This is a genomic window from Acidianus brierleyi, assembly GCF_003201835.2.
Lineage (GTDB): Archaea > Thermoproteota > Thermoprotei_A > Sulfolobales > Sulfolobaceae > Aramenus > Aramenus brierleyi.
Genome location: NZ_CP029289.2, coordinates 2,885,915 through 2,902,775, shown reverse-complemented (window position 1 = coordinate 2,902,775; position 16,861 = coordinate 2,885,915). Strand labels below are relative to the sequence as shown.

Annotated in this window: 24 protein-coding genes; 11 read left to right on the top strand and 13 right to left on the bottom strand. The window is 32.6% G+C overall.

Annotated elements, in window-relative coordinates:
• Positions 1 to 33: 33 nt before the first annotated feature.
• The 5 genes from DFR85_RS31465 to DFR85_RS31445 all read left to right on the top strand — a co-directional run bounded on the left by DFR85_RS31465 (position 34) and on the right by DFR85_RS31445 (position 4,386).
• Positions 34 to 1,830, top strand: coding sequence for an FAD-binding protein (locus DFR85_RS31465; RefSeq protein WP_110271676.1), 1,797 nt, complete (start codon positions 34 to 36; stop codon positions 1,828 to 1,830).
• Positions 1,827 to 3,020: an NAD(P)/FAD-dependent oxidoreductase gene (locus tag DFR85_RS31460; RefSeq protein ID WP_110271675.1), complete on the top strand. Its 1,194-nt coding sequence runs from the start codon at positions 1,827 to 1,829 to the stop codon at positions 3,018 to 3,020. Before DFR85_RS31465 ends, DFR85_RS31460 begins: the two co-directional genes overlap by 4 nt.
• Positions 3,017 to 3,304 carry a ferredoxin family protein gene (locus DFR85_RS31455; protein ID WP_110271674.1) on the top strand — a complete coding sequence of 96 codons (288 nt, stop codon included), beginning with the start codon at positions 3,017 to 3,019 and terminating at the stop codon, positions 3,302 to 3,304. The genes DFR85_RS31460 and DFR85_RS31455 overlap by 4 nt, the downstream gene beginning before the upstream one ends.
• A 47-nt stretch (positions 3,305 to 3,351) precedes the next feature.
• A complete protein-coding gene (locus DFR85_RS31450) occupies positions 3,352 to 3,741 on the top strand; it encodes a CBS domain-containing protein (RefSeq protein ID WP_110271673.1) in 390 nt (129 codons plus the stop codon).
• 69 nt (positions 3,742 to 3,810) lie between these two features.
• Positions 3,811 to 4,386, top strand: coding sequence for a thiaminase II/PqqC family protein (locus DFR85_RS31445; protein ID WP_110271672.1), 576 nt, complete (start codon positions 3,811 to 3,813; stop codon positions 4,384 to 4,386).
• On the opposite strand, the gene DFR85_RS31440 is transcribed toward DFR85_RS31445, so the two are convergent.
• The 13 genes from DFR85_RS31440 to DFR85_RS31380 all read right to left on the bottom strand — a co-directional run bounded on the left by DFR85_RS31440 (position 4,378) and on the right by DFR85_RS31380 (position 13,466).
• Complete coding sequence (locus DFR85_RS31440; protein ID WP_246252946.1) at positions 4,378 to 5,124, bottom strand: enoyl-CoA hydratase/isomerase family protein; 747 nt, start codon at positions 5,122 to 5,124, stop codon at positions 4,378 to 4,380. The two genes, DFR85_RS31445 and DFR85_RS31440, sit on opposite strands and share 9 nt — an antisense overlap.
• Positions 5,125 to 5,163: 39 nt before the next feature.
• Positions 5,164 to 5,508 carry an Lrs14 family HTH-type transcriptional regulator gene (gene lrs14, locus DFR85_RS31435; RefSeq protein ID WP_110271671.1) on the bottom strand — a complete coding sequence of 115 codons (345 nt, stop codon included), beginning with the start codon at positions 5,506 to 5,508 and terminating at the stop codon, positions 5,164 to 5,166.
• A gap of 211 nt (positions 5,509 to 5,719) precedes the next feature.
• A complete protein-coding gene (locus tag DFR85_RS31430) occupies positions 5,720 to 6,925 on the bottom strand; it encodes an RNA-guided endonuclease InsQ/TnpB family protein (RefSeq protein ID WP_110271670.1) in 1,206 nt (401 codons plus the stop codon).
• Between the two features lie 156 nt (positions 6,926 to 7,081).
• Positions 7,082 to 7,465, bottom strand: coding sequence for a winged helix-turn-helix domain-containing protein (locus tag DFR85_RS31425; RefSeq protein WP_168367230.1), 384 nt, complete (start codon positions 7,463 to 7,465; stop codon positions 7,082 to 7,084).
• On the bottom strand, positions 7,419 to 7,910 hold the full coding sequence (locus tag DFR85_RS31420) for a hypothetical protein (protein WP_110271668.1): 492 nt from the start codon (positions 7,908 to 7,910) through the stop codon (positions 7,419 to 7,421). Before DFR85_RS31420 ends, DFR85_RS31425 begins: the two co-directional genes overlap by 47 nt.
• A 234-nt stretch (positions 7,911 to 8,144) precedes the next feature.
• Complete coding sequence (locus DFR85_RS31415; protein WP_110271667.1) at positions 8,145 to 8,531, bottom strand: type II toxin-antitoxin system VapC family toxin; 387 nt, start codon at positions 8,529 to 8,531, stop codon at positions 8,145 to 8,147.
• Positions 8,521 to 8,787, bottom strand: coding sequence for an AbrB/MazE/SpoVT family DNA-binding domain-containing protein (locus DFR85_RS31410; protein ID WP_246252945.1), 267 nt, complete (start codon positions 8,785 to 8,787; stop codon positions 8,521 to 8,523). The genes DFR85_RS31415 and DFR85_RS31410 overlap by 11 nt, the downstream gene beginning before the upstream one ends.
• Positions 8,788 to 9,081: 294 nt before the next feature.
• Positions 9,082 to 9,624, bottom strand: coding sequence for a TQO small subunit DoxD (locus DFR85_RS31405; RefSeq protein ID WP_110271666.1), 543 nt, complete (start codon positions 9,622 to 9,624; stop codon positions 9,082 to 9,084).
• Positions 9,617 to 10,528: a hypothetical protein gene (locus tag DFR85_RS31400; RefSeq protein WP_110271963.1), complete on the bottom strand. Its 912-nt coding sequence runs from the start codon at positions 10,526 to 10,528 to the stop codon at positions 9,617 to 9,619. Before DFR85_RS31400 ends, DFR85_RS31405 begins: the two co-directional genes overlap by 8 nt.
• Positions 10,529 to 10,536: 8 nt before the next feature.
• Positions 10,537 to 11,733 carry a YncE family protein gene (locus tag DFR85_RS31395; protein WP_110271665.1) on the bottom strand — a complete coding sequence of 399 codons (1,197 nt, stop codon included), beginning with the start codon at positions 11,731 to 11,733 and terminating at the stop codon, positions 10,537 to 10,539.
• A gap of 76 nt (positions 11,734 to 11,809) precedes the next feature.
• Positions 11,810 to 12,142 (bottom strand): DsrE-related protein, encoded by a 333-nt coding sequence (locus DFR85_RS31390; protein ID WP_110271664.1) that lies wholly within the window; start codon positions 12,140 to 12,142, stop codon positions 11,810 to 11,812.
• Complete coding sequence (locus DFR85_RS31385) at positions 12,117 to 12,488, bottom strand: hypothetical protein (protein WP_110271663.1); 372 nt, start codon at positions 12,486 to 12,488, stop codon at positions 12,117 to 12,119. Before DFR85_RS31385 ends, DFR85_RS31390 begins: the two co-directional genes overlap by 26 nt.
• A 33-nt stretch (positions 12,489 to 12,521) precedes the next feature.
• Positions 12,522 to 13,466, bottom strand: coding sequence for a sulfurtransferase TusA family protein (locus DFR85_RS31380; protein ID WP_110271662.1), 945 nt, complete (start codon positions 13,464 to 13,466; stop codon positions 12,522 to 12,524).
• Positions 13,467 to 13,551: 85 nt separating this feature from the next.
• On the opposite strand from DFR85_RS31380, the gene DFR85_RS31375 reads away from it, so the two are divergent.
• The 6 genes from DFR85_RS31375 (at position 13,552) to DFR85_RS31350 (ending at position 16,770) form a co-directional block, all read left to right on the top strand.
• Positions 13,552 to 13,770, top strand: coding sequence for a sulfurtransferase TusA family protein (locus DFR85_RS31375; protein WP_162582894.1), 219 nt, complete (start codon positions 13,552 to 13,554; stop codon positions 13,768 to 13,770).
• A gap of 122 nt (positions 13,771 to 13,892) precedes the next feature.
• Positions 13,893 to 14,144: a sulfurtransferase TusA family protein gene (locus DFR85_RS31370; RefSeq protein ID WP_110271660.1), complete on the top strand. Its 252-nt coding sequence runs from the start codon at positions 13,893 to 13,895 to the stop codon at positions 14,142 to 14,144.
• On the top strand, positions 14,144 to 15,388 hold the full coding sequence (locus DFR85_RS31365) for a YeeE/YedE family protein (protein WP_110271659.1): 1,245 nt from the start codon (positions 14,144 to 14,146) through the stop codon (positions 15,386 to 15,388). Before DFR85_RS31370 ends, DFR85_RS31365 begins: the two co-directional genes overlap by 1 nt.
• Before the next feature lie 2 nt (positions 15,389 to 15,390).
• Complete coding sequence (locus tag DFR85_RS32365) at positions 15,391 to 15,852, top strand: hypothetical protein (RefSeq protein WP_432417918.1); 462 nt, start codon at positions 15,391 to 15,393, stop codon at positions 15,850 to 15,852.
• Positions 15,845 to 16,207 (top strand): DsrE family protein, encoded by a 363-nt coding sequence (locus DFR85_RS31355; protein WP_110271658.1) that lies wholly within the window; start codon positions 15,845 to 15,847, stop codon positions 16,205 to 16,207. The genes DFR85_RS32365 and DFR85_RS31355 overlap by 8 nt, the downstream gene beginning before the upstream one ends.
• A gap of 95 nt (positions 16,208 to 16,302) precedes the next feature.
• On the top strand, positions 16,303 to 16,770 hold the full coding sequence (locus tag DFR85_RS31350; protein WP_110271657.1) for a peroxiredoxin: 468 nt from the start codon (positions 16,303 to 16,305) through the stop codon (positions 16,768 to 16,770).
• Positions 16,771 to 16,861 lie beyond the last annotated feature (91 nt).

The window sequence follows — 16,861 nt, the reverse complement described above, 5'->3', positions numbered from 1 at the left end:
TATACAATGAATTCTTAATTATAAACAGGGATTATGGTTCGAATAATAGTCTCAATTAAACAAGTTCCAGATGCCGACGATCTAAGAGTGGATCCAGTAACTAATACCTTGGTCAGGGAAGGTGTTCCGGCAGTAATAAACCCTCCAGATCTTCATGCTATTGAAGAAGCTGTTAGGCTCAAAGAAAGATATGGCGGAGAAGTCATTGTCATAACAATGGGTCCACCGCAAGCAGAAATATCCTTAAGAGAAGCTATAGCTATGGGAGCTGACGAAACTTATCTTATAACTGATAGAGCTATGGCAGGAGCAGATACTTGGGCTACTTCATATACAGTCTTTAAAGCAATAAAGAAAATAGGTGATGCCGATCTATATATTTTCGGAAGGAGGGCTGTGGATGGAGAAACAGAACAAGTTGGACCACAAACTGCAAAATGGCTCGGAATTCCAATTGTTGGATATGTAAGTAAAGTTGAAAGGGTGGATAAAGAAAATAATACTCTAAGTGTAATAAGATCAACTGAATTTGACGAAGAAACTGTAGAGGTTCCTCTTCCTGCTACCATAACTGTTAATGAAGATATTAATACTCCTAGACAACCAGACATATTAAGCATTATAAAGTCCAGATCTGCAAAGATTCATAAGTTAACTAAGGACGATATAGGGGCTGAGCCTAATAAAATAGGTTTAGCTGGTTCTCCTACTAAAGTTATAAAAGTCCATCCTCCGCCAAAGACTAGAAATCCAGAATTATATAAAGAAAAAGATCCTAAAGGTGCTGCAGAATGGCTAACAGAAAAAATAAAGATTTCACTTTCTCAAACACAAGAGAAAATTGAATATAAAAAACCAGAACCAGTAGCTAAAGTTAATGGAGAGCTTTGGGTCTATGTTGATCATATAAACGAAGAACCGAACGAAACGTCTTGGGAGATTATGAGTGAGGCAAGAAGGATTGCCGATTTACTTTCAACTACTTTATCAGCAGTAATTATAGGAGCGGATAATCTAGTTGAGGATGCTTTTGAATATGGCGCTGATAAAGTATATTTAGTCAAATCCAATGTTAAAAGATATGATAATGATATATATACAAGAGCTCTATCCATAGTGGCAAAGAAATATAAACCAGAGGCAATATTTTTCCCCGGTACAAAGAGTTCCAGAGAATTAGCATCTACTAGCGCTATTGAAATTAACACAGGTTTGATAGCCGATTGTACTAGTTTCGACGTGGATAGTAAGGGAATACTTTACGCAACTAGACCAGATTTCGGAGGAAAAGAAATGTCTACTATAATATGTCCTAATCATAGACCTGTTATGATGACAGTAAGATCTGGAGTATTCAAACCTATTCATAATCATAAAAAAGGAGAAATAGTAGAAGAAAAATTAGATGATGAGTTTTCTAGATACAAAATACTAGATTATAGGAGGAAGGAAAAAAGAAATGTTCTTACGGAATCTGATATAGTAATAGGTGTAGGTAGAGGAATAAAAAGTCCCGAGAATATAAAAATAGCAGAAGAATTGGCAGACGTGTTGGGAGGCGTAGTTGGTGTAAGTAAGCCACTTGCAGATATGGGTTGGTATCCAAAGGATAGGCAAGTTGGACAAACTGGTAATACTATAAGGCCAAAACTATACATAGCTTTAGGAATTTCTGGAGCAGTGCAACATTTAGTAGGAATCTCAGGAGCTAGAAAAATCATCGCTATAAATATTGATCCTGAAGCTCCTATATTTAATAACTGTGATTATGGAGTTATTGGAGATCTATTTGAGGTGGTTCCAGAACTCATAAAGAGGTTGGGAAAATGAAATTTGATGTAATTGTAGTAGGAGCAGGACCTTCTGGAAGCGCTGCATCATTAACTGCGGCAAAAGCAGGAATGAAAGTACTTACGCTGGAAAGAGGTCCAGAACCTGGTTCTAAAAACGTATCTGGAGCTATGGTTAGATTGTCAGAAGTAGCTAAGGTATTCGACGTAAACGGAGTTCCATTTGAAAGAGAGGTTAAGAGAGTGAGATTATTATTATCATCAGAAAAGGGTGATATAAGAATTGACACGTATCCAAAAACTAAACTACTTAACGTCAGTAGGCTAAAGTTTGATAAATACCTTTCACAACAAGCTGAAAACGCGGGAACTTTATTAATTACCAAAACTACTGCGCTTGGAATTAAAAAGGAAGGAGAATATTATAGGGTAATAACTGATAGAGGAGAGATAGAAGGAGATAAAGTAGTTCTAGCAGAAGGTGCCAATGCGCTAGTTTCAATGAATATAGGTATAAGACCAGAATTTTCCCCAACTAACACTGTGCAGGCTGTAAAAGAAGTTTATACATTAGGCAAAGACGAGGTAAATAAACGTTTTCAACTGCAAGGAGATACTGAAGGAGAATCCTGGAGAGTTATAGCTAGTGATCCAGTACCATATGCAGGTTTCCTTTATGTGTATAAAGATTCAGTTTCTATAGGAGTAGGTGTTCCTATGCAGACTCTAATAGACAAAAAAATGAGACCTTACGAGGTCTTGGATTCATTTGAAAAGAAGTTTGGGATTAACGAATTAGTTAAGGGAGGATCGCTTAGGGAATATTCGGCAAAAATAATTCCTGAGCAAGGATTTCCAGAATGGAAATCGTGTATGGATGGAATATATTCTTCCGGTGATGCTATAGGCCTTATAAATCCTTTAGTTTTTAATGGAATAGGCCCTGCGATAATCTCTGGAAGTCTTGCAGGTAAGGCATCGGTAGAAAACTGGGACTGCAGAAAATTTGCGCTTGAACTTATGAATGTTAAGGAGATAAGAGAAATATCTAAACTTAGACCTTTAGTTAAAGAACTTTTAGGTAAAGGTTATCTTTCGGTTTATGATGAATTCCTAACAAATATTGCAGAATCTTGGGCTTCAGGAGATCTTTCAGAACTTACTCAATATAAGGAAATTATACCTACACTTTTGAAACATGTTTTATTATTATGGGGTGGAATAGCTTGAAAGTAGAGGAAAAATTATACACATTAAGATATAAGAGGGACGATGTATCGCATTTAGAAATCAAAGATCAAAATAAATGCAAAGAATGTGAATTAAAATACGGAGTTCCTCAACCGTGTATTACTGTCTGTCCAGCCAACGTTTACTCTTGGGTTGAAGGAAAAATAGTGATTTCGTATGAGAATTGTGTAGAATGTGGAGCGTGTAAAATTGCTTGTCCATTTAACAATATAATATGGAAATATCCTAGATACGGATTAGGTATTGCCCTAAGATATGGATGATATAAGTAATATAAATTTTTTAATTATGCTGTCAGTATATTATATTAATGAATATAAAGCAAATTATGCCTAAAAGTTTAGTTACTATTAGTAAAGATTCTTCCATACGAGACGCTGCACTCAAAATGAAGGAAAATAATGTTAGTTCTGTTTTAATTATGGACGGAGATAAAATAATAGGTATAATTACTGAAAGAGATATAACCCGAGCTGTTGCGGATGGAAAAAGTTGTTCAGAGCCTGCAATTGATTTGGCTACAAAAAACATCATAAGAATTGACTCAAGTAAAGATATATATGAGGCATTGGATCTGATGTCTCTTAATAAAGTAAGGCATTTAGTGGTAAGAGAATGCAATAAGGATATAGGAGTAGTTTCAATGAGGGATGTTATGAATACTATAACTCTTCTTATGGCAGAAGAATCAAGTTATTAATTTTTTTATAATTATACAATATTAGAAAGTTATAAATTAATTTATAAGAGCTTATTTCCTATAACTTATATGCTTGAAGAAATTAGAAATGAGATAAAAGACATTAATGAAAAAATTTTGAATCATAAATTTATATCTCTTTCAGAAGAAGGTAAGATTCCTGTAGAAAAAATAGAACTCTTATATTCGCAACAATGGTATATAGTTAACCACGACGTTAGATCTATATCGATAATGTTTAGCAGGGCCATAAATCAAGATGAGTTAGATTTCTTTATGCAAGCCATGGAAGGAGATTATGAAGGTCTGAAAATTTTAAGAGAAGTAGCTAATAAAAATGTAGAGCCTATACCCTATGCTGTAGCGTATACTCATTATTTGGCTTGGTTAGCAAATTACGCAAATCCAGGAGAACAAGTTTTAGCATTAGTAGTAAATCTTCCAATATGGAGTAAAAATTGTAAAAAACTATCAGAAGTTTTTAAAGGAAGGATAGATACAAGGTTCCTTGAGTTATTTGCAGAATCTAAAGTGGATGAAACCTCAGCAGAAAAGATCATTTCAAGATATAAAGGAAGATATTTAGAAATTGCTAAGACTATTCAGGCCTATGAGCTTTCTTTCTGGAACAGTCTTCTAAGTTAATTTATTTCTTTTTTCTATAAATTTTCTCATTCTTTCCTTAGCTGGTGAAGTAAGACACATAAACGAAAGTTCTCTAACAGCTTTTTCAATCATTTTTCTATCTATTCTTGTCCAATTTTTTATTGATTTGATGGAATTTTTATCTAAATTATTAATTAATTTGACTATTTCTAAAATTTTAGAGTTAAGTTCTTCTTTAGGGACTATATAATCTACTATACCTATTTCCTTAGCTTCTTTAGCATCTATTTCCTCAGCGGTTAATAATAATCTCATTATCCTTCTACCTAGAGCTTTATATCCTATTGCAGAGGCCATTGGGGGGATTAAGCCTAATTTTCCCTCAGATATGGAAAACTTAGCATCGTTAACAGCTATTACTATATCAGAGAGTAGAAGAATTTCACAGCCTCCTCCATATGCTAAGCCGTTAACAGCAGAGATTAGTGGTTTAGATAAATTTAATATGGCATCTATAGCAGCAAATAAGTTTTCAAAAAATAGTTCAGATTCTTGTGGATTGCTTAAGTTGTACATTGAATATATATCGTCGCCTGCACTAAATGCTCTACCTTTACCAGTTAATACTATAACGTTAGTATCATCATTATCTGCTTTTATTAATGAATCTCTCAATTGTGACCACGTATCGAAATCTAAAGCATTAAGCTTATCTTCTCTGTTAAATATTATCCAGGATATATTATTCTCCTTCTCATATAATATCTTATTATTCAAAAAATCACCGATAATATTAAAAAATAGGATATTAAAAAATTATAGCTTCGTGTTTTTCATAGCTTCTCCGCATTTATTAAGATCTTTTTCTATTTTCCCCCATATATATTCTGGTAGCGAATATACGTATTTTGGTCTCCCTATTCTTGCTCCCTCTAATTTTTGTCTAGTCACTAGTCCCACGTCAGTTAATTTCCTTAATGCAGTTTCAACAGTAGTCTTACTAAATTTCATGAGCCCTGCTAATTCTATAGAAGTTACTGGTCTATTTAATTCTAGTAATTTTATAAAACAAGAAATCTCAGTTTCGCTGAGTCTATAACAGCATTTAATGTTATGCCATTTATCGTTATTTATCTGTTCTTTACTTATCTGTTCTTCCATAATTTACTATTAGTTATCCAAACATAAAAAGTTTTTTTAGTTTTTTATTGAATGTAATATTTGGGATTTAAATATAATCTATTTAAATTGTTTAGTAATACCCTCATCTTATTAAACAGATTTAACTTTTTATACTAAAAAACTATTAAGAGAAAAATATTTCATCACCTAATGTACTCTTACTTAAAATTAAGGAGTGAACTACCCTGCCCTAACGGACGGAGCTTCCTGCTTCAAAGCCGAGGCTTGCCAAAGGTAGAGGTCTCAGCTCCACAGGCACTAAGGGTCGTTCCGACCCCGATCTTCTTAGGATGTTGAGGGAAGCATTATAATCACGATCAGCGACCCAACCGCACTTGGGACAGACAAACACACGATCAGCCAACGTCAAATCTTTCTTAACATGTCCGCACCTAGCACAAGTCATTGAAGTAAAAGCAGGATCCACTAGAGTGAGTTTCTTACCATACTTCCCAAGTTGATACTCCATGATACTCCTAAGCTCATGAAAAGCAACATCGTGTAACCTCATCCTAAGCCTTCTGAGAGACTTACCAACAATTTGCTTAACGTGAATATCCTCCATTACGAGAACATCATAATGCTCAGCAAAATACTTACCGAGTTTCATGTACATGTCCATCCTAAGGTTCTTCAAGTGTTCGTGAGCCCTCGCTAGACGAATCTTTGCCTTAAACCAGTTGTGTGACAAGAACTTCTTCCGTGAGAGAGCTTTATGAAGCCTCTTCATCTTGTTGAGTGCCTTCTCATAAGGTCTCTGGTTGGGGACGTATTCCCCGTCAGAGGTAGTGAGAAGTTTCTCTACACCAACGTCCACAGCAACAACTTTGTTTGTCTTGGGGAGTTGAGGATACTCTTGATCCACAACGAAAGTAATGTACACTCTCCCTGATGATGTTAACTTGATTACTACCCTCTTTACTTTTTCCAGCGGGAAGTCCCTATGGACAACGACGTTGAAGATCCCTAGGTTTGACAGCTGAAGCGTTATTACCTTCTTCTTGTTCTTCTTGCTCTTCGTCCTTATTTCTCTCACCTTCAAGACTTTCCAACCTGATTGAGGGTAGACGAGGGAGTACCACTTATGTGCTTTCTTCTCCCTGGGGTAACGTGCTAACCCATCGAAGAACCTCTGTCTAGCGTCGTAGAATCTGTCTGCAATCTGCTGCAGTGTTTGGGAATATAGATGTTGATATTGTTCATCCTGTTTTCTCAGATCGAGAGCTAGTTGCCTCAACTCCGTCTTAGTGAGTCCTTTTCCATCTCTTTCATGAAAATAGATGTCTGCCCAACGTAGAGTGTTGTACACTTCTGACGCTAACCTCAACTGGGCTTTTAACGCCCTCAATGTTTGTTCGTCAGTGTATGCTCTGAAGCGTAACCCTACGTCGGACATAATAGAATATTTGAAAAAGAAGTATATAAGTTTTACAAAGGGGGCTACCCATCTCCACCCTTACGGATGGAGTCTTCCGCCCCCTTTGAACCCCTTGTTAAGATAAAAAATTATTCATGCTATAGTTATACTTAAAAATATTATTTAGAAAATTTTCTATTTATTATCAAATAATTCTGGAATTAGAATTGATAGGCTTAAAATTTTATCTAATTCATGATCACTTTCTCTAAAAGCATGAATATAAAAATTGTTCTCATTGCTTAGTATTTTATATATTTCCTTTACTTTCTCTTCAGATATACCTTCATATATAATTGTAATACCTCCTTGTGTAAACATTTTCTTTTCTTCTATTATTTTAATTCCTTTAGTAGTTATCAAGTAGCCTAAATCAGTCTTTGTAATATATCCATTTTTTTCTAGAGATTGAAGAGCCTTGTATAGTCCTCCATCAGTCAAACCCGTATCCTTTTTTAGTTCTGAAAATGATTTAGGCTTCTTTGTTAATTCCAATATTTTCCTCTGAGCCGGTGTCAATGTTAAACACCTTTGTATTGATTTTGATTTCGTTAAATAGGCTTTTCATATAATTTTCTCTTTCACTCATAGATTTTTCAATTATCTTATCTACGTTTTCTAATTTTTCTTCAATACTCTTAGGGACAGATTGGTTTTTAGGATTTTTAAATGTTGCTTCAGTATATGTAATCCTTCTTCCTTGAGTATCGATAATGAATGAAATTGCTTCTCTTTCAGTTATTTTGCCTTCCTGTTTAATATCCTTTATTATATTAAATACTGTAAGTTTCAAATTATTGTTTTCATCTCTTGAAACAGAAATCCCTATTCTAGAGTTATCAGTATTGAAGGTTAACGTATCAAGGATACTCATTAGTATTCCATCCTTGTAATTTGCTACCTCTGAAAATTCAGTGTTCTCGTTTATATTGAAATTTGACCTAATTTCATGTTTTAGCTCCATTTTTATCCATATCGTTTATCAACTTTACTTATATTAAGTTTTACTTTACTATACTATAAATAAGGCTATTATAAGATTCTATTATTTTTGCGAATTATCTAATAATTGAAATTTTTATATTTATTTTGGACGTATATTTAATTTATGCTTTTATCTTAGTTTAGATATTCTCTAAGTGATTTTATATTGATATTATTTATAATTATGTATAAATTAGTTTTAGAGTAATATATTTTAAAAGATAGCATTTACTTTCTTCTTTAACTCCTCATCATTACTCACTATTTCTAGTTTGTTTTCAGTAGCTATAGCTACATGTATTGCGTCTTCAAGATCTATTTTATACTTGTTCATAACTTCGATAATTCTATCCCAAGGAGGAAGATTCAAATATTCTATACCTATATATTCTAATACATTAAGTATATCCTTAACGAAATTATAATCTCGCAAATGTTTATTGTTTAACCTACCTAATATAACTGCTATCAAGAAAGGTGTTATACACGACGTGTATTTTTCATCAGTTTCGCGTAACCACTGTTTGGCTATAGGACCATAAGTTTTGTCTCCAGTTAAATAATATACTAAGACATTAACATCAAAATATCTAGCAGTCATTTTTTAACACTTCAGTAAGCGATTTTTCTAAAACTTCATCAATATCTACATTGCCTACGTTGTTTTTAAATATTCCATAATACTTTTCAATATCAGGATTTACAGGTTCCAAAATTATCTTATCCCCTTCAATTTTTAGTCTTAATTTTTTAGTCTTAATTTTTTCTCTAATTTCTTTAGGTATGGTAACTCTGCCTCTTTCATCCATAGTAATTATCAATTCTCTCTTCATATTTACCCATATTATTTCCCACATATATAAACATACCTCTAATTAATATTAGTTTTTGCTAAAATATTCTCAAATATTTTTTATAATTTTCTATATTTTTAATAATCTTATTATGCGATAATATATAAGGCAAATAATGCTAATCAATAGACTAATATAGCTTTTTATATCAGTTTTCTAAATAAAAATATAAATTTTTAAATTTCAACAACAAAAACAAGAATTATACCTAAATTCACTATAGTTTTTCCTTATATGAAAGCTTATCAGGGATTTATAAATTTCCATAATTTAATGAATATATAAAATGAATATTAACTATAACCCTTTTATATATAGGAAAAATATTACACCTAGATATATTAACGTTGCAACTGTAATCCATATCTTTTTATTATCCATTATAGATGTTTTCTTTCTAATTATTGAGTCTATAGAGAAATAATTTGAACCATAAATTATGAAATAAAGATCTATAGTCATCATAAGAAGATTTATACCATACTCTTCAGCTCCAGTCCATGCTGCAGAAAGGAAGTATATAAGATTAGTATAAAAGGCTGCAGTAGAAGCTAACCTAACTCCTAAGCCTAAAAAAAGAAGTATACCAAATGATATCTCTCCTATCATTACAAGGATTCCAGTTAATATTGGATGAGGAAAAGCTACTGCATATAAGAAACCTCTTATTGGCGATCCTTGAGAGAAATATAAAATAGTAAATCCCACATACGCGTTAGAGTTGGGATTTAAAAATCCAGAATTAAGAAGTTTTCCAAAAACTCCTGCGTTTATCCATATTGATGCTGTAATTAATCTAAGAACAACTGTCCAGAAATTGTTTTGATTAATTCTACTCACTTATCATCACCTTATTAATTCTCTTAGAAACTAAATAAATATAATAAATGGAAATTCCAGTAATTATACTTCCTAATATTATGGGAGATGCAAGACTTAATATCTGTAATACTCCTCCAGTCCATGCGCCTAATATGAATGTTCCATACTTCCATGCTATGCCTTTAGTTAGAGGAAGTGATCCTGACGCTAAGTAGAGGAGAGAATTTAGCGCAGTAGGTGTTAAACAACATATTCCCGCTATAGTTCCAAGAGAAGGCACAGAAGCTGTCAGAAATCCTCCTACTGTGCTCATTCCGTAAAGTCTAAAGCTTTTAGGAACTGAAAATGAGTATATGTTGTAAGATACGTAAATTAATGAAACTATATAATATGACAGGATAAGTGAAATAGTTAAGAGAGCATCTATCAATATGCCAAATAGAAGCATAAAGTAATTTGTAATAAAATAGAGACTTCCTAGTCTGAGTACTTGAATTCCACTTCCTTCATAGGTAATTATAGTCAATTTAACGAAATACGAATCTATATTTATTCCAGGAACAAGTAAGATCCCTGAAGTAATCATGTATGAGATTATATATAAAACTGAATATATTATAACTAATAATCTTCCTATTCTATCCTTAATTATAGCTTTTATTACACTTCTTATTCTCATAGGTCCTCTAACTAGTATGAATCTATTATTCTTCCTTTTATATAGAATATAACCTACTGATATTGAAAATAAGAAAATAAATACGATAAAAGTAAGAAATGGAGAGATAAACGAAATCTGACCAGTATCTGAAAGTGGGCTATACCATAGACTTACTATACGAAAACCATTCACTACTATAGGGACAATCACAGTAGCATAAAGAAAAATGAAAAAGTAAAAAAGAGGATTAATTACCTTCATTTTTTCACCTAACAATGTAGTCCAGTCACTGGTGGCAATAATACATTATCTACTAAATACGTTCCTGCGTTAGTCTGTAGTGGAACTACTACTGCAGGAGCGGTAGTAAGAGGAACCTCATAAGCTATGCTCATAGAACTTAAGGATATTAGAACTATCATTCCTCCTGTTTTAACATTACCATGAATAACAGTATATGCATAGCTTCCACCAGGGGTTAGTTGAATTTCGCTAAGTCCTGGCGCAGCAGTAGAAGGCAACGCTATAGTTTTTACTACACTGAAGTTAGACGTAGAGATAATTACTACGTCGTTAGCATTACCAGGAGCTTCTAAGTAATATTGTCCATTTGGAGTAAATACTCCCCTTTGCGGTACTAAGTTTGACGGCATTTTGACTATTCCTTGTAGGACTAAATTTGGAAGAGAATAGAAACCTACTGAATTATTTCCTGAGAATTCTACAGCTAACATATTTCCTTGAATATTAGGACTTAACATGTATGGTTCTGATCCAGGAGAAGAAGCTAATACTTTGATTACTTGTCCATTTGAAGAACTAATTTCGTCTATACTATTATTAAATCTCATAGGAACTAATAAAAACTGTCCATTGGGATCCCATCTTACGTCGCATGGGTAATATGTTCTCCCTGTAGGTGAAACGAAAGTATCCTTCCATACTACTTGTAATGTTTGTGTATTTATGACTTCTACTATGCCTGATGGACCATCAGCTATTGCTACGTACTGCATATTTGGCGAATACGCTACTCCTATAAATCCAGTGGAATTTCCGACTTCGAACGTTTTTACTATTTTCATTGTAGACGAATTTACAGCATATACTGTACCGTTATTTAAAGGCATAAACATATTTTGCCCTAATTTCACCATTGAATTATAAGGTAATTGTTCCCAGTAGAATACTTGAGATGGCACACTTAATGAGATATTGGCTACATGTTGGAACCCTAAGAAGCTAGCTGAAGTAGAGAAGGGATTTATGACCATTGATATTCCTTTTTGCGTAAATACTAGAAAATAAAAATCATTGTTAATCTTACTTGATGTTGAAGGTGGTACAGAGATGGGAGTAGTGGTACTGGTAGTTGTAGATGGCGTTCTTAACATAAGATATGATGCACCAAAACCTATTGCAAGAATTACTACAAATCCAGCCAAAAGGATTAATTTATAATTCATAAATTTGCTTACTTAAATTACGTATAAAAATCTAATCTCTTTTTAAACCCTTCTTTTCTTTTATGTAATACTTAATTTATATAGTTATAATAAAGTCAACTTCGTTAATTATTGCTTTATAAAAGTCTGGAAAACAGCCTATTTTTGCCTCGTCTATTAGGGCTCCTTCTAAATTTCTCATATACACACATTGGTCGCATGCCTGTAAATATATTCCTTTTTCTTTATTTAACTTGGCCAATCTTTCAGCTAAAGGATTTCCTTTCATTAGAAGATATACGTTATTATCTATAAAGAACATTCCCTTTACTTCAACACTATGTCTATCTTCTTCTATTTGAGGAACTATCATTTGTCCTAAAATGTAATTTCCTAATGATGACTCAACTATATATGCCACTCTTTTCAATTATTTTCACTACTTCTTCAGCTATATTTTTAGATATATTATTAATTGTTAACCCCTTAACTTTCTTTAATGCGGACAAAGCACTTTCAGTAGTTAATTCCCTTGAATTGTAAAATTCTTCGCAAAGTACTTCAAGCGTTATTATTGAAATTGGACATTCTGTACTTTTATATCTTAAAGGAAAATTGTCATTCTTATTGTAGAAGAGTTCAATCTTTCGGCCGTCTACAACGGTCTCTCCTATCTTGGAAAATCCTTTAGGAATTTTATTGATATTGAATATTCTTCTTGTAAGAAAATCAGAGGCATATTTTCTTTCTATTACGCAACCACATTGATCTTGCATAGTAATATTTTAAGAAAATGCTATTTATAAATTTTAATGCTTTAAATAATAAACATTCATTAGACCATTAAAATCAGTTATAACATTAACTGCATCATAATCATAAAGTTTCGTATTTCCTAAGTCTAATCTTGCAGAAATTAATTTTTCATTCTCAACTAGCGCTGTAAGTAGCCATCCTCTTCCTTCTGGTGATGCTACTATTAACGTTAAACCCTCACCATATAACATATCCGGAGAAAATTTTTCTATCTTTAATTCTTTTATTATTTTATCAAAATAAATATATAATTTGGCAATTTCTCTCTCATCTCTTATGATATTATTTATCTCATTTAAATTCAAATTCTCCTCATGCTCTTTTCTTCCTATTATAAATACGAAAGATGCATAGTCTCCTCTATTTATAATCTCATATCTGCAATTGAAAGATTTAGCAACTTCCGGCAATGTGTATAATATAGCTGCAGGATGATCTACTAAAACTTCTATAGCATCAAATGGTTTTGCCTGTAGAATAGCCTTTTTTGATTCTATCTCAGGAATAGGGCAAGTGACTCCTCTCAAGTCTAGTGTTACTGTAGGTTTTGTTCTAAATAATTCGAGAATAGATGAGTTCGAGTAAGTTGACGTTTTTAAAGAAATTTTTGAAATATATTCCGAATAACTCTCGAGATTTTTTACTATTTTCCATGCAAGGGGAGTAAATAGCATTTTATGAATAGAACTACATTTAAGTGTTACTTCTGCATTTCTATTCTCGAAACATATTAAAATTGAAAATTTTCCATTTTCGTCTATTATTTCCATCGTATTACTTTTAACTCTAATTAGAACTTCAAAATCATTCTTAACCCATCTCAATTTAGCCAAATAGCCATAATCAAGTTTTTTAACATCTTTCAATAAATAAATTCTTCCAAATTTTTCCAAATTAAGTAATGGTTCAAAGCTTTCTATCTTAAGTTTAGCTAGCATCTCACATAAGATATTTTATAATGATATATTTAATCTTTTTTATAATTAAGCAAAAGATTATAACTTAAAGTATTAAATGAAAAATATGCAGACAAAGTTAGATCTTACAGGACTTTGCTGCTCAGTTCCACAAATGCTTGTATATTCAAAATTGAAAAAAATGAATAGAGGCGATATTTTGGAAATAATAGTAGAAAAAGGTAGCTCGCAAGAAGCTGACGTGGTAAGAGTCTTAAATTACTTCGGATGCAGCTCAGAAAGAACAGAACGTGGCGAAGTCTCTATCTACATAATCAGGAGATAGAAAGTTAATATTTTACTTATATTATTTTATTTAGAATATTTATGAAAAATTTTATAAAGGGTTTATAAAGAGTTAAGTCTTAAATATAATAATTTTCGTTTATTAGAATAGGTGCGTAAAAAATGAGTGAGGAACTAAAAACAAGAAATCCAGACGAAACTCTTGATGTAAGAGGGGAATCTTGTCCAGTTCCAGAAATGATGGCTAGTAAAAAGCTCAAAAAAATGAAGACTGGTCAAATTTTAGAAGTGTTAACGGATCATCAACCAGCAGTAGATGTAACGTTACCATCATTATGTAAATCCCATGGGTATCCATTTGAGATATTAAAGGATGGGGAAGTATATAAGTTTCGAATAATGAAGGTGAGTTAATGCCAGCTATGGTATTACAGCCAGTTTTTTCCTATAGCTGGCCAATTGTTTTTTCCGTTTTTGGTCTTTCTGGATTTATATTAGGTTGGTCTGCCCAAAGAGGAAACTACTGTTTCGTCAATGCAATGACATCCATATTTACCGTTAGAAGTTTTGAAAGATTCGGTGCTCTATTGATACTCTTTGGGCTTTCAGCTCTAGGTGCTGGGCTATTGGTAGGTTTGGGTATAATACCTGCTAGCGATCAGTATTATTTTAATTACTTTGGCGGTTGGTATATTTTAGTTGGCTCATTTATTTTCGGTTTTGGAGCTGCGTTAGCTGGTGGATGTAATCTTTCAATGCTTTATAGAGCAGCTTCAGGCTACGTACAAAACTGGATAGAATTATTTGGTATGATGATAGGTACTTACATATTTGCAATTGGAATTTGGCCTTTCCAGCTTTATACAATGGAGAAAGGGATTTTGTCCACTACGTCAGGAGGTTACATTGAATATATACCTTATTTACTCTTTCATAACGTCTCAGATTCTTCAGTTCTTGTTACTACGTTGATCTATTCTCTTCCATTAATAGGTATAGGATTATATCTTCAGCATTATACTAAGAAAAAATGGAACAAAGCTTCTGGTTCATTTTTCTCATTAGCACCAAAAATATCTGCAGTAAAATCTTTTGGAGGAGGAAATTTACCTTCTCCAACTTCTGTTCCTAATAAAATTAAACTGAGTCAAGAAGCCAAAGACCTTATACTACTAAAGAAACCCTATGGAACTAACCTTACGACAGTAATCCTAGCTTTGGACATGTTATTAGTCTTCATTGTTGGTGCAGGTTATACTTTTAATTACTTAGTAATAACTTCTTCAGACGGTGGCAGGTTTTTTGAATACATAATGATGATGGCTGGACAAAATCTATTTATAACTACTCCTTGGTTTAACGATTCTTTACCCATTGTAGACACTAGTACGCTAATGGTAGTAATGCTATGTGTTGGAGCCTTCTTCTCATCTTACCTTAGTGGAGACTTTAAGATAAGGATCCCTAAGGAAAGAAAAAGACTCCTTATAGGATTTATAGGAGGAATTCTAGTTGGTATAGGCGTAAGAATGGCATTAGGCTGCAATGTAGGCTTAATGTGGACCAACTTTGCGCAAATAGGGTATGACGGAATAATATTCTTGTTTGGTATGCTAGGTGGAGTGTATCTTGCAGTAAAAGTACAAGAGAGGTTATAATGATGCAATCAGTATATATAAGAAAACTTTTAGCTCCAATAATCCTATCATTATTTGCAATAGGTTGGTATGAATTTAGTAAAATATACTTAGTAAATTCAGACAGTATAGCCTTATCACACGGTAATTATGCCGTCTATGTTGTACCTCAACAATTAGAAGGTTATTTAACTGCTACATTATGGATATGTTATTTCCTAGTATTTGCTGGATTATCAGTATTTTGGTATAATTTAGTTAAAATTGTTCAGCAATTGGAAAACGTTAAACCAACATATGGTATTGTAGACGTTGTTTCTCCAATAGTTATAGCTGTTGAGATAATAGTGCTATTTCTCCTAGGAAACACAATAATAGGCGGAAATATTCCTATTAGGTTAGCTGGTTACGCTTCAGTATGTTCATGCCTAATGTGGTTTTGGTATTCGTTAGTAAAATATGTAAGGGTGAAAAACGTTGTCTGACCAATATTCTTTCTTTATGATATCTGGAGATTTAGAAAAATTGTATATGGGTTTCATTACTGCAATAGGGTATGTGTCTGCTGGAAGTAAGGTATACATGTTCTTTACAATGGATGCATTGAAGGGAGTAACGAAGGAATCGGAAAAATTAGTACTTCAGAACGCTAAACCATTAAAATACTATATTGACAATTTGCTAGAATTAGGTGAAAGCGAAGTGGAATTAGCTGCTTGCGAATTCGGTATGAAGGTAAAGGGTATTTATGAAAGTGATCTTTTACCTAATGTAAAGATTAGTGGAGTCTCAGAGTTTGCTTTTAAAAGCTCTGATTCTAAGGCAGTTTTAGTTTTTTAAATAATATAATCTAATAAAAATGTTATGACAAACTTATAAAGTTTATATAAAATTATACTTTAGTTTAAATAGCTTCTCTTTCTTATTATATAATCATGGTAGAAATAGGCGAAAAAATACCTGATTTAGAATTAGTAGATACCGATTTGAAAAAAGTTAAAATATCAGATTTTAAGGGAAAAGTTGTAGTATTAGCTTTTTATCCTGCCGCATTTACTTCAGTATGTACAAAAGAAATGTGTACGTTTAGAGATTCCCTAGCAAAATTTAATGATATAAACGCGGTAGTCTTAGGAGTTAGTGTCGACCCTCCATTTAGCAATAAAGCTTTCAAAGACTATAATAAGATCAATTTCCCTATTTTAAGTGACTACAATAGAGAGGCAGTAAGAAAGCTAGGAATTGATTGGGAATTTCCTAATCTAAAAGGTTATATATTAGCTAAAAGATCGGTATTTATAATTGACAAAGATGGTAAAGTAGCTTATAAATGGGTATCAGACGATCCTGGAAAAGAACCACCATATAGTGAAATAGAAGAAAAAATAAAGGAATTATCCTGATTTTTTGATGTAAAAACTATAGCTGTAAATTTACCTAAGAATCATTAACTTAAGTTTTTTAACTAGTTTAATATTCTCTATTTAATCCCGT

Coding starts and splice junctions, on each gene's coding strand:
- DFR85_RS31350 (WP_110271657.1), top strand. CDS start 16,303: ATGGTAGAAATAGGCGAAAAAATACCTGATTTAGAATTAGTAGATACC.
- DFR85_RS31365 (WP_110271659.1), top strand. CDS start 14,144: ATGCCAGCTATGGTATTACAGCCAGTTTTTTCCTATAGCTGGCCAATT.
- DFR85_RS31430 (WP_110271670.1), bottom strand. CDS start 6,925: ATGTCCGACGTAGGGTTACGCTTCAGAGCATACACTGACGAACAAACA.
- DFR85_RS31465 (WP_110271676.1), top strand. CDS start 34: ATGGTTCGAATAATAGTCTCAATTAAACAAGTTCCAGATGCCGACGAT.
- DFR85_RS32365 (WP_432417918.1), top strand. CDS start 15,391: ATGCAATCAGTATATATAAGAAAACTTTTAGCTCCAATAATCCTATCA.
- DFR85_RS31420 (WP_110271668.1), bottom strand. CDS start 7,910: ATGGAGCTAAAACATGAAATTAGGTCAAATTTCAATATAAACGAGAAC.
- DFR85_RS31375 (WP_162582894.1), top strand. CDS start 13,552: ATGCAGACAAAGTTAGATCTTACAGGACTTTGCTGCTCAGTTCCACAA.
- DFR85_RS31400 (WP_110271963.1), bottom strand. CDS start 10,528: ATGAAGGTAATTAATCCTCTTTTTTACTTTTTCATTTTTCTTTATGCT.
- DFR85_RS31445 (WP_110271672.1), top strand. CDS start 3,811: ATGCTTGAAGAAATTAGAAATGAGATAAAAGACATTAATGAAAAAATT.
- DFR85_RS31385 (WP_110271663.1), bottom strand. CDS start 12,488: ATGCAAGATCAATGTGGTTGCGTAATAGAAAGAAAATATGCCTCTGAT.
- DFR85_RS31450 (WP_110271673.1), top strand. CDS start 3,352: ATGAATATAAAGCAAATTATGCCTAAAAGTTTAGTTACTATTAGTAAA.
- DFR85_RS31460 (WP_110271675.1), top strand. CDS start 1,827: ATGAAATTTGATGTAATTGTAGTAGGAGCAGGACCTTCTGGAAGCGCT.
- DFR85_RS31415 (WP_110271667.1), bottom strand. CDS start 8,531: ATGACTGCTAGATATTTTGATGTTAATGTCTTAGTATATTATTTAACT.
- DFR85_RS31410 (WP_246252945.1), bottom strand. CDS start 8,787: ATGTGGGAAATAATATGGGTAAATATGAAGAGAGAATTGATAATTACT.
- DFR85_RS31370 (WP_110271660.1), top strand. CDS start 13,893: ATGAGTGAGGAACTAAAAACAAGAAATCCAGACGAAACTCTTGATGTA.
- lrs14 (WP_110271671.1), bottom strand. CDS start 5,508: ATGGAAGAACAGATAAGTAAAGAACAGATAAATAACGATAAATGGCAT.
- DFR85_RS31395 (WP_110271665.1), bottom strand. CDS start 11,733: ATGAATTATAAATTAATCCTTTTGGCTGGATTTGTAGTAATTCTTGCA.
- DFR85_RS31380 (WP_110271662.1), bottom strand. CDS start 13,466: ATGCTAGCTAAACTTAAGATAGAAAGCTTTGAACCATTACTTAATTTG.